Below are 16,638 nucleotides of genomic sequence, written 5' to 3' on the forward strand. Positions count from 1 at the left end.
ATCTTCACATCATGCTCGCTAATGTAATTGCCGCTGTACATGGTATTTGCGCCTACATAACCCAGGCCTAAAGCCTGTTTGCCCAGCACGCGAATGTCAGTACGCGGAACAGGCTGTACATAGCCTTCATCGGCCATTTGCAGGCAATGCTGTTTGGCTTCGGCTAATAACCTGTTTTGTGATACCACAACGGCATCGCGGCCTTTTTTCAGGTAGCCGAATTCAAAGGCCTCGTAAGCTGAAGTTGATACTTTTGCCTGGCCGATGGTCAGGAAGCGGTCACGGAAATTGTTTGTTTCGATATCACCGTCCTGCAGATCATCAGATAACCTTAATGCAAACTCCTTGGTACCACCGCCGCCGGGGATAAGGCCTACGCCAAATTCCACCAGCCCCATATATGTTTCAGCATGGGCAACCACTTTATCGGCATGTAAACAGATTTCGCAGCCGCCGCCTAAAGCCATTTGATGAGGAGCAACCACTACCGGGATGGATGAATAACGCACCCGCATCATGGTATTTTGGAATGCCTTGATCACCATGTTCAGCTCATCAAATTCCTGGTCGACTGCCAGCATGAAGATCATGCCCACGTTTGCACCCGCGCTAAAGTTGGCACCTTCGTTTGAGATAACTAAACCTTTATAGCTGGCTTCGGCAAGAGTGATGGCTTTATTAATGCCCTCTATCACCTCACCGCCAATCGTATTCATTTTGGTATGGAATTCCAGGTTGATAATACCATCGCCGATATCGGTGATGGTAGTGCCACTGTTTTTCCAGATGGTATGTGTTGGGCGGATGTTATCCAGCAAAATAAATTGCTCGGTGCCCGGTATAACTTTGTAAGCTTCTGATGGGATGTCGTAATACAGACGTTTACCATGCTCCACTTTGTAGAAGGATTGCGCGCCTGCTGCCAGCATATCATAAACCCACTGCGCAGGTTTATTGCCACTTTCTTCCATCGCTTTAACGGTATCGGCTACGCCTAAAGCGTCCCATTTTTCAAACGGGCCCATTTCCCAGCCGAAACCGGCATTCATGGCTGCATCTATCTTGTATAATTCGTCTGAAATTTCAGGAATCCGGTTGCTGGAATAAGCGAATAGCTCGTAAAAGGTAGCGCGATAAAACTCACCTGCTTTATCCTTCGCGGCAAATAATATTTTAAGGCGATCCTTTAAGCTGTCAACCGTTTTGGTAGTTTCCAGTGACGGGAACTTTACTTTTTGCGATGGCTTGTATTCCAAAGTTTTCAGGTCGAGCGCGAAGAACTGATTTGCGCCATCCACCTTTTCCTTTTTATAAAAACCCTGGTTGGTTTTGCTGCCCAGCCAGTTGTTTTTGGCCATACCGGTAACAAATTCAGGAATCTTGAATGATTCCCTCGCTTCGTCATCCTTTGCGTTTTCATATAACCCGTTAGCTACATGGATCATGGTATCCAATCCCACCACATCCGTAGTACGGAAGGTTGCTGATTTCGGGTGACCGATAACCGGGCCAGTCAATTTATCCACTTCTTCAACCGTCATGCCTGTTTTATCCACGTAGTGCAGCAAACTCATAATGCTGAACACACCGATACGGTTGCCGATGAATGCAGGCGTATCCTTAGCCAACACCGTAGTTTTGCCCAGGAATTTCTCACCATAAGCCATCAGGAAATCGGTCACACTGCTTAATGTATCCTTTGTAGGGATAATTTCCAGCAGCTTTAAATAACGCGGCGGGTTAAAAAAGTGGGTGCCGCAAAAGTGCTGTTTAAAATCATCGCTGCGGCCCTCAGCCATTAAATGGATAGGAATACCTGATGTATTTGATGTAATGAGTGTACCCGCTTTCCTGAATTTTTCAACCGTTTCAAATACCTTTTGCTTAATGTCGAGGCGTTCGACTACAACTTCAATTATCCAGTCGCACTCCGCAATTTTGGGCATATCATCCTCAAAATTTCCGGTGGTGATACGTTTGGCAAATGATTTAAGATAGATGGGCGACGGGTTTGATTTTAAGGCAAAGGCCAGCGCGTCATCCACTATTTTGTTCCTGCTTTTTTTATCGGCAGGGGCATCCTTCGGTACAATATCCAGCAGCAGCACCTGTACGCCGATATTCGCGAAATGACAGGCAATCCTGCTGCCCATCACCCCCGAACCCAGTACCGCAACTTTCTTTATTATTCGTTTAGCATCCATTAGTTTATGCTTGTTGTTATTAATATATATATTAAGATCAGTTAATAGTTCAATTTTCAGCCCGTGTCCAGGTTGTGGTGCGCCCAAACAGCGAGATGCCGATATATCCGCGTATATCCAGCTTATCGCCTTTGAAAGTAATGTTACACGAATAGGTCTTTCCGTTATTGGGGTCGTATATTTTACCGTCGGTATACTTATTGTCCCTGTCCTTCACAAAGCCGTATAATACAGGCAGTCCCAGCCGTGGCCTGCTGCGCAATTTTTCATCTTCATTTAATTCATCAACCTTTGGCTTGCCATTTTTCAGCGGCTCTTTCAGCCAAACTACCTTGCCGTAAAACTTGCCATCCTTTTCGCGGGTGATGAGTATTTTACCGCTTTTAACATCATTATACCATAGGCCCTCTATCTGGTCGGTTTGGGCCTTGGCTGCAATATTTACGGTTACCAATGTTAGCACCACTAACATTAAACGGATAAGATTTCTTTTTAATACAGACATTATTACAGGTTTTAAATCAGCTAATTAAACAGGCTTATAATACCTTAATAGATATAAAGCAAAATAAGTTTTGCCTTTTTACAGGCAACATAACAAGCTGACGATTAAATAATTTAGTATTGGTTTATAATAACAAATATCTCTTTAGTTAAGGATATATCAAGGGCTAAATGACGGAAACATTTGTCAATATTTCGGTTGTTGTGTTTATAATGATTTAATAACGCCAAAATCACCATGTCATTGCGAGCGATAGCGTGGCAACCTCGTCGCTTGAAGAGGAACGCGACGAGATTGCCGCGTCGTTCATCCTCGCAATGACATATTGGAGATATGTTATTTCAATCCTTCCACAACTTCAATATACTGCCCCATAGCATCGTCAGCACTTACCCCCTTCAACTTCGTCCATGCATCATATTTGGCTTTGGCTACAAAATCAAACATGCCCGGCGGCTCGGCATTTATATCGCCTTCGGTAGCTTGTTTGTACAGGCTGTATATGCGTAATAATGTATCGTTGTCCGGCCGCGACGGCAGTTGTTTGCTGTCGGCTACGGCTTTATCAAATTGCTCTTTCAGTTCCATCGGTGTTATTTGGTTTTGGCTTGTTCTTCTACGTAATCTTCACCTTTTGGTGATAGCATGAATAATTCACTAAGTTCAATAGGTAAAACAGCAAGTCTTCTTTTCTCCATGTCGATCCATGCGCCATCTGCAATAATAATGGCAGCTTTAATACCATCCCCACGATGGATCTCATGGCGGATGGTCCAGCGGGAACCATCGGCACGGGCTTTGATCAGTTCGCAGGATACTTTTACGGTATCATTTATAGTTATCTCGCGCAGGTAAAAAAGCTCTTCCCTGAATAATATGGGGCCTATGTGGTATTCAAAAAGTTCTGCGGGGTGTAAACCCAGGCTGTTCAGCATATTTAAACGGGCCTGCGCGGCAATATCCGCATAGGCCGAATGCCGCATGTGCTGGTTTGCATCCAACTGCGACCATAACACCTGACCCTCATAGTATACCACCATAGCCCGGTTATTTATGCGCTTTGAATTTCTTTACCGCTTCGGTAAGGCGTGGCAATATTTCCAGTGCATCGCCTACAACCCCATAATTGGCAGCTTTAAAGAATGGCGCTTCAGGGTCTTTATTGATAACTACAATAACCTTTGAGCCATTAACCCCCGCCAAATGCTGGATTGCACCTGATATACCTACCGCGATGTATAAATTAGGACGGATAGTGCCACCTGTTTGCCCAACGTGCTCGTGGTGTGGCCTCCAGCCTGCATCGGCTACCGGGCGTGAGCATGCTGTTGCCGCGCCCAGTTCTTTAGCCAGGTCTTCTATCAGTCCCCAATTCTCAGGGCCTTTCATACCGCGACCGCCGGATACTACCAGTTCGGCATCAGCAAGCGAAACCTCGCCGGTTACTTTGTTTACTTCTTTTACCTTTATACCGAAGTCCTTATCACCAAAAGTTACATTCAGCTTTTCAACGGCAGCTTTGCCATCACCCTGCACCAGCGGGAAGCTGTTGGCCATAACGGTGATCACTTTTACATCGCTGGTAATATTTACAAACGCGAACGCTTTACCTGAGTATACCGCTTTTTTAATCACGAAGCCTTTAGCCAGGTCAGGATATGATAACGCGCCTGCAACCATACCAGCTTTCAATTTTATGGCAACTCTTGGTGCTACAGCTTTACCGTTGATATCATGCAGCATAACAATGATCTTGCTGCCTTCTTTTTGTGCTGCCGCGATCAATGCGCTGACATAGGCACGGGCATGCAGGTCGTTAAGGCGGTCATCGGCAACGTGCAGTACTTTTTGCGCGCCGTAATTGCCGAGGCTTTCCAGTTCGTTATCGGCAATAGTTCCTAAAACTAATGCGGTAGCGGTTGTGTTTGTTTGTTTGGCTATCTCAGCAGCATATTGTACGGCCTCAAAGCTTTTCTTTTTTATGTTGCCATCGGTATGTTCTACCAATACTAATACAGACATGTTTTTTAGATTTTAGTTAGATAACTTTTGCCTCGGTGTGCAGCAATTGAACCAGTTCATCCATATTATCAGGACTCACCATTTTTATACCCGCTTTTGCAGGCGGCATCTCATACGATAATATGGCAGCCACAGGCGTTACCGCGGTAGGTGTAACCACATTAAGCGGACGGGTACGGGCAGCCATAATACCACGCATATTTGGTATGCGGGCCTCAGCCACACCTTTCTGGCAGGAGATCACTACAGGCAGGCTAACGGTGTCGGTTTCTTCGCCACCTTCAATTTCACGTTTTACGGTAGCTGTAGTGCCTTCAACCTGTATATTGGTTGCAAAGCCTATATAATCCATATCCAACAGTTCGGCCAGCATAACGCCAACGGTTCCGTTATTATAATCTATGGATTCCTTACCGCATAAAACAAGATCGTAACCATTGCTTTTAGCATATTCGGCTATGTAGCTGGCTGTTTCGTAAGGATCATTGCTATCGGCATCAATACGTACAGCCTGGTCGCCGCCAAGGGCCAGCGCCTTCCTGATCACCGGCTCAGTATCGGCTTTGCCAACAGTCACCAGGTGAATGTCCGTTGCTACGCCGCTTTCCTTTAGTTCGAGCGCGCGGATGAGCGCGTACCATTCATCATACGGGTTGATGATCCAGGTTGTTCCCTGCGTGTTTACCGCAGTATTGTTATCCTTTAACACAATTTTGGTGCTGGTATCCGGCACCTGACTTATGCAGACTAATATTTTCATAGTTTGTTATAAAGATTTGTCATTTCGAACGACAGTGAGAAATCTTCTTCAGGCGATATTCTGCGCGAAGAAGGTTTCTCCTCGTTCCTCGTCGAAATGACAAGGTAGAAAAATTTTAAAAACAATACTTATTCTCCTCAATCAGTTTCGCAGCAATATTTCTGCGGGCTTGGGTGGTGTTAAAATCTTCAGTTTTTGTAAAGCGTTTAAGGCCCATCAGCATCATTCTGCGTTCGTCGCCATCGGCAAAAGCGTTGATGGCTTCTTTTCCTGATTTTGCAATGTGCTCGGCGGCGTCATTTATATAAACCCGCATAATGTCCAATTGTTCTTTGCAGGCTTCTTCGCCGCGCATGTTTACCAGTTTTTCAACACGCAACTGGGTCGATTCGCTTACGTATAGCTCTATCAGCATATCGGCCAGGTTCATTAATACTTCCTGCTCCTTGCCTAATTGCTGCATTAGTTTTTGTACCGCGCCGCCGGCAACCATTAGTACGGCTTTTTTAAACCCGGCTATGTATTTCTTTTCCTTGCTGAATAAGCCTTCATCCTCACTGCCTCCAAAATCAGGGATGCTCATTAACTCGCCCGCTACCTTTGACGCAGGACCCATGAGGTCCAGTTCACCTTTCATGGCGCGTTTCAACATCATGTCGACAGTCAGCATGCGATTGATCTCGTTAGTGCCCTCAAATATGCGGTTGATGCGTGAGTCGCGGTAAGCGCGGTCCATCGGTGCCTCAGCGCTGTAGCCCATGCCTCCGTAGATCTGTACACCTTCGTCAACCACATAATTCAATGTTTCAGATGCATGTACCTTGATGATGGCTGCTTCAATGGCATATTGTTCGGTGCCTTTTAGCTTGGCTTTTATAGCATCCATGCCGGTTTCAACCAAATGCTCAGTGGCCTGTTCCATGTTTTCACTGGCGCGATAGATGGCAGACTCAGAAGCATAAGTACGGATGGCAGATTGTGCCAGTTTATAACGGATAGCGCCATATTTTGAGATCGGCCTGCCGAATTGCTCACGCTCGTTAGCATAACGTATGGCTAAAGTGGTTACTTCCTTACTTGCGCCAACCGTGCCACCGCCTAATTTTATACGACCCAGGTTTAATATGTTAACAGCTATTTTAAAACCATTCTGGCGTTCTGATAACAGGTTTTCAACCGGTACTTTACAGTCGTTAAAAAATACCTGGCGGGTCGAGCTGCCTTTGATGCCCATTTTATGTTCTTCGGGATTAAGGGTAATGCCCTCAAAGCCTTTTTCAACTATAAATGCGCTCAGGTTCTCATCGTTATCAATCTTAGCGAAAACGGTAAAGATATCAGCAAAACCTGCATTGGTGATCCACATTTTTTGGCCGTTAAGCAGGTAATGCTTGCCATCTTCGGTAAGTTTAGCACGGGCCTTGCCTGAGTTTGCATCAGAGCCTGAACTTGGCTCGGTTAAGCAATAAGCGCCTTTCCACTCGCCGCTGGCCAGTTTGGGTATATATTTTGCTTTTTGCTCATCGTTGCCATAATATAATATAGGTAAAGTGCCAATGCCCGTATGCGCCGAAAACGCTACGGAAAATGAATTACCCGCGCCCAGTTTTTCGGTAACCAGCATTGATGTTTTAAAATCCTTGCCGAAACCACCATATTCCTCGGGTATTGATATACTTAGTAAGCCTAACGCGCCTGCTTCTTCCATCAAATGCGGCATCAATCCCTCTTCCTGCTCATCAATACGAACCAGGTTTGGCGTGATGTGTTGCGCAAGAAAGTTGGTGCATGTTTCGGCTATCATCAATTGTTCTTCATTCCATTCTTCCGGAATAAAAACATCTTCTGCCGAAGTTTCCCGTATAAGAAACTCCCCTCCCTTTATAGCTTTTACAGCTTCAGTACTGCTCATAAAAATTGTTTTTTTAAGGATATGTTTATACTTGATCTTATACTGCATAAACGCTTTTGGCCTTTGCAATATTTTGGTTTTATAATCAGGGGTAAAATTATATGCGTTGGCGCTTGAAAAAAAGGTTTACAATGCGGAGATATTCGTCAAAAAGTCGGAAAGAACTTTGTAAGTCAAAATTCAAAATTAAAAAGTCAAAAAATCAGCGTAAATAGAAAAAGCTCTTTTTTACAAGAGCTTCAACTTTAACAAACGGAAAATAAATAAGTTTACTCAAAACGTTGGTTGTATACATCCAGGGATTTTTTAGCATGTTTGCTGGCGTGCACCAGGTTAATAATTGTACTGGTAATAAACGCGGTGGCAAGTCCTGTAAAAATGTAGGCGCTGGTATAGCTGTGATGCGGATATACAAAAGTTGGTACGCCGTTCACCCAGGCGGTTGTCGCCCCGTACGATTTATTGTTGTGCGCATACTCGAATACGGCTACCGTGCTTGTTATGGCAAAACCTGCCGTTGAAATATAAACCCACGTTGCACTGTTCCTGGCCTTATGGTATTCGTCGGCTGATGGTGCATAAGCTAAAAGTTTCATCTTAACATCATCGGGTGTTTGTAGTTTACCGCCAATGGTGTAAAGATAGCCTGCCTGCCGGCCCTCGCCATAAGGAATCAGTTTAATTACGCTGTCGGGCTGTGCATGCGATGGTTGATTTTGTTGTGCTTCTACCAGCAATGACGATGTTAGTAGAAACAGGGTAATAATAAGGTTTTTCATTTTTTGGATATGTTTAATATTATGTGAATTTATAATATTAAACTATCCAAATCACTATTTGTCAACCCAGGATGATGTAACAAGTTGATTACTTTTTTTGTGTATAAGTAGCTATGTAACAATCATATAGATGTTTCCTGAAATCCATGCCGAATCTATCAAAGAAGTTACAAGTCCAAAAGTAAAAAGTCAAAAAAAACAGATATTAAAAGCCCTTTATAAGAACTTTTAATATGTAAAAAAATATTTACGTTTACTCAAAACGCTGGTTATACACCTTCATGGCTTTCGTTTTGTGTTTACCGGCCTGTACAAGGTTAATTACGGCACTGGTAAAAAAGGCGGTAGCAACACCTGTAAAAATGTAAGCTCCTGTAAGGCTATGGTGCTCGGTAACGGGTGCGTTATTATTGTTCGCATACTCAATTACTGCTCCTATAGCTGATACGGCAAACCCCACTGTTGAAACTACAGCCCATTTAGTTTCAATTTTTGCTTGCTGAAATTCATTGGCTGATGGGACATAGGCCAACAGTTTTATCTTTACCTCATCTGGTGTTTGCACCTTGCCTGCAATAGTATATGCATATGTGGTATGGGTGCCTGTTTTAGTGGGCGTCACTTTTATAATGCTGTCGGGCTGCACATGCTGGGCTTTTACCAGTAGCGCCGATGCCAGCAAAAACAGGATAATAATAGTTTTTTTCATTTTTAGGGGGGCTTGATATGAAGTGAATTTAAGATCTTAAATCCCCTATACGTATTTATAAATTTATAGTTTGGGAGCGGTATAATTAAGCTGTATTAAATAGCCATTGCCACACGATAATCTGAGGGGGAGAGACCGGTGTGGTTTTTAAAATACTTACCAAAAGAGGATTGATCGGGGAAATTAATATCCTCGGCGATGCGGGCAATGCTGATCTCGTGGTTCCTTAATAATACCTTTGCTTCCAGTATCACAGCATCATCTATCCATTCGCCGGCAGTTCGGCCGGTTACTTCTTTAATGGTTTCGGTAAGGTGCTTTGATGATACATACAAGGCATCGGCATAGTACTGTACGTTGCGGTGCCCTTTATAATGATGAAAAACCAGTTCCTGGAACAGCACATTCAACTCCTGTTTGCGTGTTTGCTTGCCCTTTATCATTACATGGTGGTGCTCGTATATCGATTCCACTTCATATAGCAGCGATGTTAAAATGCTCCTTGATATTTCCATGCGGTAAGGGTGTTCCTCGCGTTCCAGCTTTTTCTTCATCAGCATATAAATATCCAGCAGCATGTTTATTTCTTCATGCGTGGGATATATAACCGGCAGCGACGCGCTTTTAAAATAGCTGAACGATTCCAGGAAATGGCTGTTAACGTTGTTCTCGGTTAAGAATGCTTTTGAAAAAACAATGAAGCGGCATAAAAAATCAGGACTGCTATTATAAATACGTAAGGTATGGAAAGGTGTGGCCAGGAGCATGGCATCGGGCCTCGACTGGTATACCTGCAGGTTCACTTCAACCTGTGCCGTGCCGCGGGTGCATATGCCAATAATATAGCCGTCGGATCGATAAGGGTATTCGCTGAGGCTCAACAGTTGTTTTTCATCGGTGATAAAAAAATCGGGGCCAACAAGCTTATCTGCGTACAGGTCTGCAAACTTTGATAAGCTTAATTGTGCGATCTTTTTACTCATACGTATTTATTTAATATCACTAATTAAATATAGTGCTGTTAGTTAACTCTAAATTAATCTTTTCTCCGACTTTTTGACTAATATCTCCGCATTATAGCCCTTTTTTTCGTATAAAACCAACCTAATTTTATTTTTTTAGAAACCGTATTTGTAGCTTTACAAATAGCACCATATAACCAATTATATAATCATGAAGAAAATTCTACTATTAGTGCTCGCACTGATACCTGTTATTTCGTTCGCGCAAGGGTTCCAGGTGAACCTTGAGGGGCAGAAACAAATAGGTATGGGCCACACCGGTACCGGTCTGTTACAGGATGGAGCCTCCGTGTTTTTTAATCCCGGCGCCGTTGTTATGTTACCTGATAATTATATTCAGGCAGGTATCAGCCCATTAATGTTCAGGTCTGTTTTTAACCCAATGGGTACCAATGTGGAGGATCATGTTGCCAACAAGGTTGCTACACCATTTAATTTTTATGCTGCCGTAGGGCCCAGAAATGGCTGGTGGAAACTTGGTATGGCCGTATATACGCCCTTTGGCGGTTTAACCGACTGGGGAGATAGCTGGGCAGGGAAATATACGCTGGAAAGCCTTGATCTTAAAGCCATCTACTTTCAGCCTACATTAAGTATAAAACTAACCGATTATTTAAGCATAGGCGGTGGTTTTGTGTATAACCGCGGTATAGTTGATCTTACGCAGGCTATCCCGTTAACCAATTCTGCCGGGCAGGACGGGCAGGCTGAGCTTAAAGGATCAGGTAAAGGATATGGCTGGAACGCCGGTATCTTCGTGAAAACCGAATCGGGTATTACTATTGGTATCACCCACCGTTCAGGTGTAAGTACCACTATTAATAATGGTAATGCTATTTTTAATGTGCCATCATCCTTACAAAGCAGCTTTCCGCAGCCTAATAGCTTCTCGGCAACAATTCCATTGCCTTCAACTACATCAGTAGGTTTAGGTTTTTATCCAACCGAAAGATGGACACTCGCTTTCGATGCCAACTTAGTTGGATGGGATGTTTACAAAGCTTTAGCTTTTGATTACAAAATAAACACCCCTCAATTACAGGATAGCTATTCGGCACGTAATTACCAGGATGCCGTTAGTATAAGAGTGGGTGCTCAATATAAAGCGTGTAATAACCTGTTCCTTCGGTTTGGTGGTGGTTTTGCAGGAACAGCTGTACAGGATGGCTATGTTACTGCGGAAGCCCCCGATGCCCCGCGTAAATTTGTAACATGTGGTTTAGGCTATAAGCTGGCTTCAAGATTGGACCTTGATGTTTCATTTGAGTATGAGCACGTAGATGCCCGCACCCAAACCAATATTCAGTCGCAATTAGCAGGTACGTTTGAAACAAATGTTTACATCCCAGGCTTATCACTGGCTTATCACTGGTAATTAAAAAATAACAAACATGAAGAACTTTAAAATATATCTTATTGCAGGTTTGCTATTTTTAGCTGCCTGTAAGCCCGAAATCCACAATCCCGCGCCAACAAAAGGTAGGGCCGACTTTTCACGCTATATAGCTGTAGGTAACTCCTTAACAGCAGGTTACTCCAATGGTGGTTTATACCTTGCAGGTCAATTAAACTCATATCCGTCTATCATGGCTAAGCAGATGCTGGCAGTAGGCGGCGGTACTTTTAATCAACCTTTATTTGCTACCGGCCAGGAAAACGGCTCGGGCTATCTTAAACTAACAGGTTTTGATGCCAACGGCAACCCTATTACTGCACCTGTTATTACTGACCTGGCTATACGTGGCATATTGCCTATCCCGGGGTTTGGTAACGTTACCTTGTACACCAAATACACCGGCGATATTGAGAACTACGGCGTACCGGGAATTAAATTATTAAATATCACTTACGCTCCTTATGGTAACCTTAACGGCTTTTTTGAGCGTATGCTACCGAATGACGCACCAACCAACACAACTGATTATCTTGATTTTGTAACAGCCAAGCCATTTACCTTTTTCTCAGATTGGTTGGGTAATAATGATGCATTGGCTTATGCTACCGGTGGTGGTGTTGGTGATGTGCTAACAGATAAAACAGTTTTTGCCGAGTTATATGAATTATCGATAGAAAAACTAACCGCATCAGGCCAAAAAGGCGTGGTAGCTACTATACCCGATGTTACTTCTATCCCTTATTTTAATACGGTAACGGTTGGCGCTATTTTGGCTGCTGTACAAGCGAAAAATCCAGCCGCAAAGGCACTTTATGTAAATGCGCTGGTATCAGGCACTACTTATGCGCCAAGGGTAGCAACAGCAAATGACCTTATCATACTAACATTCCCAACCAGTATGATTGGTACGCTGGTAACAACACCTTACGGCCCGCAGCCTTATGGTTTAACCCCTGTAACGCCAATTGATAACCAATATGTGCTGGATGCAAACGAAGTTGCCTTAACACGCGATTACGTGCAATCATACAATACTACCATTAAATCAATTGCAGCCCAAAAAGGCCTGGCCGTTTTTGATGCCTATACTTACTTAAATAATGTTAAAGCAAATGGATTGGTGGTTGATGGTATCAGCCTTAATTCGTCATACATCAGCGGTGGCTTATTCTCGCTTGATGGTGTGCACCTTACCCCCCGCGGATATTCTATTATAGCCAACGAATTTATTAAGGCTATAAACAGTACCTATGGCTCTTCTATTCCTTTGGCCAACGTTGCTGCTTATCCGGGCCTTACTTTCCCATAATAAGATTTTTTCATGACGATACATTTTTATAAATGTATCGTCATGAAAAATAAATAAACAAATACCAATTTGGTTTTTGGTATAAAAATACTTTATATTTGATATAATTAATCTATTTTTACCATGAGCCGTGAATTAATAGACTTTTCAAAACAAATTGACGAGCAATTTGAAATAGTAATTACCGGTAAAAAAGGCCTGTGGGACTATTTTATGGCTTTATTCTGGTAGTAAACCGTCGGTCATTTCTAATAAATGCATAACCTCAATATGCGTTTCGTTTTCCTGTATATAATAGTTTCATAAATGGTTCTACATAAATAGTACAGGCTTTTTTCAATAACTCATCAGAATTTTATTCTTAAAATGTTTAATTGATAATATTTTATGATTTTTATCAATTTTATTCAACTTATGCTTGGTTTTTAATCATAAAATTTACCAATAATGATTTTTATATATAAAATATGAGTTTATATGTCTTTATTTTTTTATGTAAATTAAAATAATATCTATTTATTTTTTTAATAATTGATAATTTATTACAAAAAATCAAAGTAAAACTAATTTAGTTTGTAATAATTGCCAATAAAATGGCAATTGTTTTGGTGAAATGATATTTAACCGAATAATAATTTTATTTTAGAGATAAATTAACATATTATTTTAACAAACCTCAAAAAATCATGAAATTACGTTTACATTTATTCCTTTTAGGGGCATTCCTATCGGTTTGCACCCCGCTTTTTGCACAAACCCTCACGGGTACGGTAACAAGTGCCGGTAAGCCTGTTGAAGCTGGCACAGTACTGGCAATGCCATCGGCAGCAGGTACTTCAACCAACGCGGCAGGTGCTTATTCCCTTTCATTAAAAGCAGGCACTTATAAAGTAACCTTTTCGGCTGTAGGGTACGAAAAGAAAACAGTTAGTGTGGTTATTACTGACGGCAAAAATGTATTGAACGTGGAGTTACCTGCTTCCTCAGAATCATTAAAGGAAGTGGTGGTATTGGGTAACCGTGGTGCCGGGCGCACAAAAGTTGAATCACCGGTGCCGGTAGATGTGGTAAACATAAGCCAGGTGAACCAAACAACGGCCAAACCCGACCTGATGAGCCAGCTGAATCAGCAGGTGCCATCATTTAACTACAACAAGCAAAGCGGTGGCGACGGATCTGACGCGATAGATTTTGCCAGCTTACGCGGCCTCGGTTTTGATGAAACACTGGTATTAGTTAATGGTAAACGCCGCCACCAATCAGCCTTTGTGAACGAAGTGGGTACCCGTGGTCGTGGTAATAGTGGTACTGACTTAAATGCTATACCCGAGGCCTCAATTGATCATGTGGAGATATTGCGCGACGGTGCATCGGCACAATATGGTTCTGACGCGATAGCGGGTGTTATTAACATCGTACTAAAAAAAGATACTAACCATTTAACCATTAACGCGGGCTTTAGCGGTTATAACGATCAGAAGTATAATACGCTGAATTACTCAGATCCTGCTGCTTATTACACCGGTAAAAAATTCGACGGGCAAACATTTACCCTCGGCGCTGATTATGGCGTTGCCATAGGTAAGAATGGCGGCTTTTTAAATGTTGGTGGTAATTATGAGAATGAGGGCAAAACCTTTAGGGATGACCCTAATGGTGCAATAAGCCGTGAGCGCAGGGCCTTTGGCGATGGTTCGGTTGCCTCAGGTGGTGGTATGTACAATATGGAGATACCTATAAAAGGTACTAATACCGTATTTTACTCTTTTGGCGGCTACAATTACAAGCATTCCAATGTTTATGCCTATACCCGCAGCTGGAACTATGATAACGGGCTGCGCGCTAATCCAACAAAATTCCCTACTGATGCCGCTGGTAACTTAATATTTGTACCGGGCATTATGAAGATAGATGCTCCCGCAGGTGCAGCATATAATCCAGACAACGTATACTACGACCCGCAGGAGGATGTGTACATTAAGGATATGTCGGCTGCGTTTGGTTTCAGGGGAACTACGGCAAGCAAATGGGATTGGGATATCAGTGATAATACCGGCAGAAACGATTTCCATTACTTTGGTGATAATACTTTTAATGCCTCATTGCCTTATGTGGCTGGTCAGCCAATACAAACCCGTTTTGATGATGGCGGATTTAACTTCTTACAAAACACTGCTAATGTTGATATAACCAAGCGCTTTGCCCATGTTGCACAAGGCTTGCAAGTATCGTTTGGTGGCGAGTTCAGGTACGAGCGTTACCAGTTATATGCAGGCGAGCCTAACTCTTATATTGATGGTGGCGCTAAGTTACCGGGCTTAGGGTCAAAGGGCCAGGATACCTTGTATTCCAAAGCTTCAGGCTCTGAAGGTTACCCAGGTTATACCCCAAGCCAGGCAACTGTGGCATCACGTACCAATGAAGGATTTTATGCTGAAGGTGCCCTGGATGTTACCCAGCAATGGCTGATTGATGGTGCTGCCCGTGTTGAGCATTACTCTGATTTTGGCGGCGAAAGCTCATTTAAATTTGCAACACGTTATAAGCTGACTGATAACTTTAACCTGCGTGGTTCAATAAGCTCAGGTTTTCGCGCACCTACGTTGCAACAGATCAACTTTAGCAATACCAATACCAATATAGTAAGTGGTAACTTGTATTATACAACGCTGGTATCAACGGTATCGGCGGCGGCAAAAGCGGCAGAGATCCCTAAGCTAACCCCTGAAACATCAGTTAACTATAGCTTAGGTTTTGCTTGGCAGCCATTACATAACTTAACCGTTACTGTTGATGGGTACGATATTAAGATCAAGAACAGGATAGTTATATCCGGTACCTATAACACCGGCGACCCTGCATTGGGTAACATAAATACACCGGGTACTATCAATTATATATTGCAGGCCCAGAACTCGCAACAGGCGCAGTTTTTTGCTAACGCGGTAAACACTACCAATAAAGGTGTTGATATTGTGATAGATTACAAAAAACGTTGGGGTAACAGCCATTTCAACGCTTTATTGGCAGGCAACATCCAAAACCTGCATATCGATCAGATACATATCCCGGCATCACTTAAAAAAACTCCTTCTGATAGCGCGTCCTTCTTTGATGACAGGGAACAGTATTTCCTGAAAGCCAGTGCTCCGGCTGCTAAATTTACCCTGAACCTGGAATATGGCATAAATAAATTCGCGTTCGGTACGCACCTTACTTATTATGGTGATGTAAAAGAACTGGGTTTTGGCGAGGTTAGTCCGGCACCGAGTGCTCCTGACCAATATTTCCCTTCGGTATATCTGGATGGCACTACCACCCCGGTACCGGAAATCTTCAACTTTTCACCTAAGATCACTACCGATCTATATGTATCATACAAAATCCGTAAGAACATAGCGTGGACATTAGGTGTGGACAACCTGTTTAACGTACACCCTGATACCGACCTGGTTAAAGGTTCGATTAATCCTACCAGCGGCACCAGCTCTTTTGGCGACAGCGAATCGGGCGGTCCGTTTGAGGCAGTACAAATGGGCTTTAATGGTATGCGCTTATACACCAAATTTACATTGAATTTTTAATAGGAACTTAATCTATAATTCAAAGCCCCGTTCAGCTTTTGAACGGGGCTTTTTTGTTTATGCCAATAGTGTCCGTCCGCTCAGGGTACGGAAACCTGTGGACAAGCCCACCATGTCATTGCGAGCGATAGCGCGGCAACCGCGAACTATACAGGGCGGATATGCAAAGTTCGCGGTTGCTTCGTCGTGCCTCCACGCAATGGCATGTGGAGATGAAATGGGGAGAGAATCTTGTCCGTCCGCTCAGTTGTTTACCCCCGAGCGGACGGACACTTTTACAGCAGTGTGCTTTGTAGTTTGGCGGCTTTTACCATCCTATCAACCTGTTAATACGTTTTGCCCATTTGTACCGCTATTACCTGCAGGCTCATTACACTTTCTCGTACAGTTACACTAATCAGTAGCTATACAGGTATTAATGACAATGCTGTTTGCA

The 16,638-nt window shown here is 43.1% G+C and carries 13 protein-coding genes; 3 read left to right on the forward strand and 10 right to left on the reverse strand.

What is annotated here, in order from left to right; genetic code table 11:
- The 10 genes from BLU33_RS00005 to BLU33_RS00050 form a co-directional block, all read right to left on the reverse strand.
- Positions 1-2,204: 3-hydroxyacyl-CoA dehydrogenase/enoyl-CoA hydratase family protein (locus tag BLU33_RS00005; RefSeq protein WP_091381006.1), on the reverse strand; the 2,204-nt coding region annotated here is incomplete at its 3' end.
- A 49-nt stretch (positions 2,205-2,253) separates the two neighbouring features.
- The gene (locus BLU33_RS00010; RefSeq protein ID WP_232009359.1) at positions 2,254-2,709 is read right to left on the reverse strand and encodes a DUF2147 domain-containing protein; all 456 of its coding nucleotides are present in this window, start codon (positions 2,707-2,709) and stop codon (positions 2,254-2,256) included.
- Positions 2,710-3,045: 336 nt separating this feature from the next.
- Positions 3,046-3,297 carry an acyl-CoA-binding protein gene (locus BLU33_RS00015; protein WP_091367495.1) on the reverse strand — a complete coding sequence of 84 codons (252 nt, stop codon included), beginning with the start codon at positions 3,295-3,297 and terminating at the stop codon, positions 3,046-3,048.
- 5 nt (positions 3,298-3,302) lie between these two features.
- Positions 3,303-3,749, reverse strand: coding sequence for an acyl-CoA thioesterase (locus tag BLU33_RS00020; RefSeq protein WP_091367497.1), 447 nt, complete (start codon positions 3,747-3,749; stop codon positions 3,303-3,305).
- A 7-nt stretch (positions 3,750-3,756) separates the two neighbouring features.
- A complete protein-coding gene (locus BLU33_RS00025; RefSeq protein ID WP_091367499.1) occupies positions 3,757-4,731 on the reverse strand; it encodes an electron transfer flavoprotein subunit alpha/FixB family protein in 975 nt (324 codons plus the stop codon).
- 16 nt (positions 4,732-4,747) lie between these two features.
- Complete coding sequence (locus BLU33_RS00030) at positions 4,748-5,491, reverse strand: electron transfer flavoprotein subunit beta/FixA family protein (RefSeq protein ID WP_091367501.1); 744 nt, start codon at positions 5,489-5,491, stop codon at positions 4,748-4,750.
- A gap of 115 nt (positions 5,492-5,606) precedes the next feature.
- Positions 5,607-7,403, reverse strand: coding sequence for an acyl-CoA dehydrogenase family protein (locus tag BLU33_RS00035; RefSeq protein WP_091380030.1), 1,797 nt, complete (start codon positions 7,401-7,403; stop codon positions 5,607-5,609).
- 269 nt (positions 7,404-7,672) lie between these two features.
- Positions 7,673-8,182 carry a hypothetical protein gene (locus BLU33_RS00040; protein WP_091367502.1) on the reverse strand — a complete coding sequence of 170 codons (510 nt, stop codon included), beginning with the start codon at positions 8,180-8,182 and terminating at the stop codon, positions 7,673-7,675.
- Positions 8,183-8,435: 253 nt separating this feature from the next.
- Complete coding sequence (locus BLU33_RS00045; RefSeq protein WP_091367504.1) at positions 8,436-8,891, reverse strand: hypothetical protein; 456 nt, start codon at positions 8,889-8,891, stop codon at positions 8,436-8,438.
- Between the two features lie 95 nt (positions 8,892-8,986).
- Positions 8,987-9,874, reverse strand: a complete 888-nt coding sequence (locus tag BLU33_RS00050; protein WP_091367506.1) for an AraC family transcriptional regulator — start codon at positions 9,872-9,874, stop codon at positions 8,987-8,989.
- Between the two features lie 190 nt (positions 9,875-10,064).
- On the opposite strand from BLU33_RS00050, the gene BLU33_RS00055 reads away from it, so the two are divergent.
- The 3 genes from BLU33_RS00055 (at position 10,065) to BLU33_RS00065 (ending at position 16,202) form a co-directional block, all read left to right on the forward strand.
- The gene (locus BLU33_RS00055; RefSeq protein WP_091367508.1) at positions 10,065-11,288 is read left to right on the forward strand and encodes an OmpP1/FadL family transporter; all 1,224 of its coding nucleotides are present in this window, start codon (positions 10,065-10,067) and stop codon (positions 11,286-11,288) included.
- A gap of 16 nt (positions 11,289-11,304) precedes the next feature.
- Complete coding sequence (locus BLU33_RS00060) at positions 11,305-12,618, forward strand: SGNH/GDSL hydrolase family protein (protein WP_091367509.1); 1,314 nt, start codon at positions 11,305-11,307, stop codon at positions 12,616-12,618.
- A 686-nt stretch (positions 12,619-13,304) separates the two neighbouring features.
- Positions 13,305-16,202 carry a TonB-dependent receptor gene (locus BLU33_RS00065; RefSeq protein ID WP_091367511.1) on the forward strand — a complete coding sequence of 966 codons (2,898 nt, stop codon included), beginning with the start codon at positions 13,305-13,307 and terminating at the stop codon, positions 16,200-16,202.
- The last annotated feature ends 436 nt before the right edge of the window (positions 16,203-16,638 follow it).

It is taken from the genome of Mucilaginibacter mallensis, from assembly GCF_900105165.1.
GTDB classification, from domain to species: domain Bacteria; phylum Bacteroidota; class Bacteroidia; order Sphingobacteriales; family Sphingobacteriaceae; genus Mucilaginibacter; species Mucilaginibacter mallensis.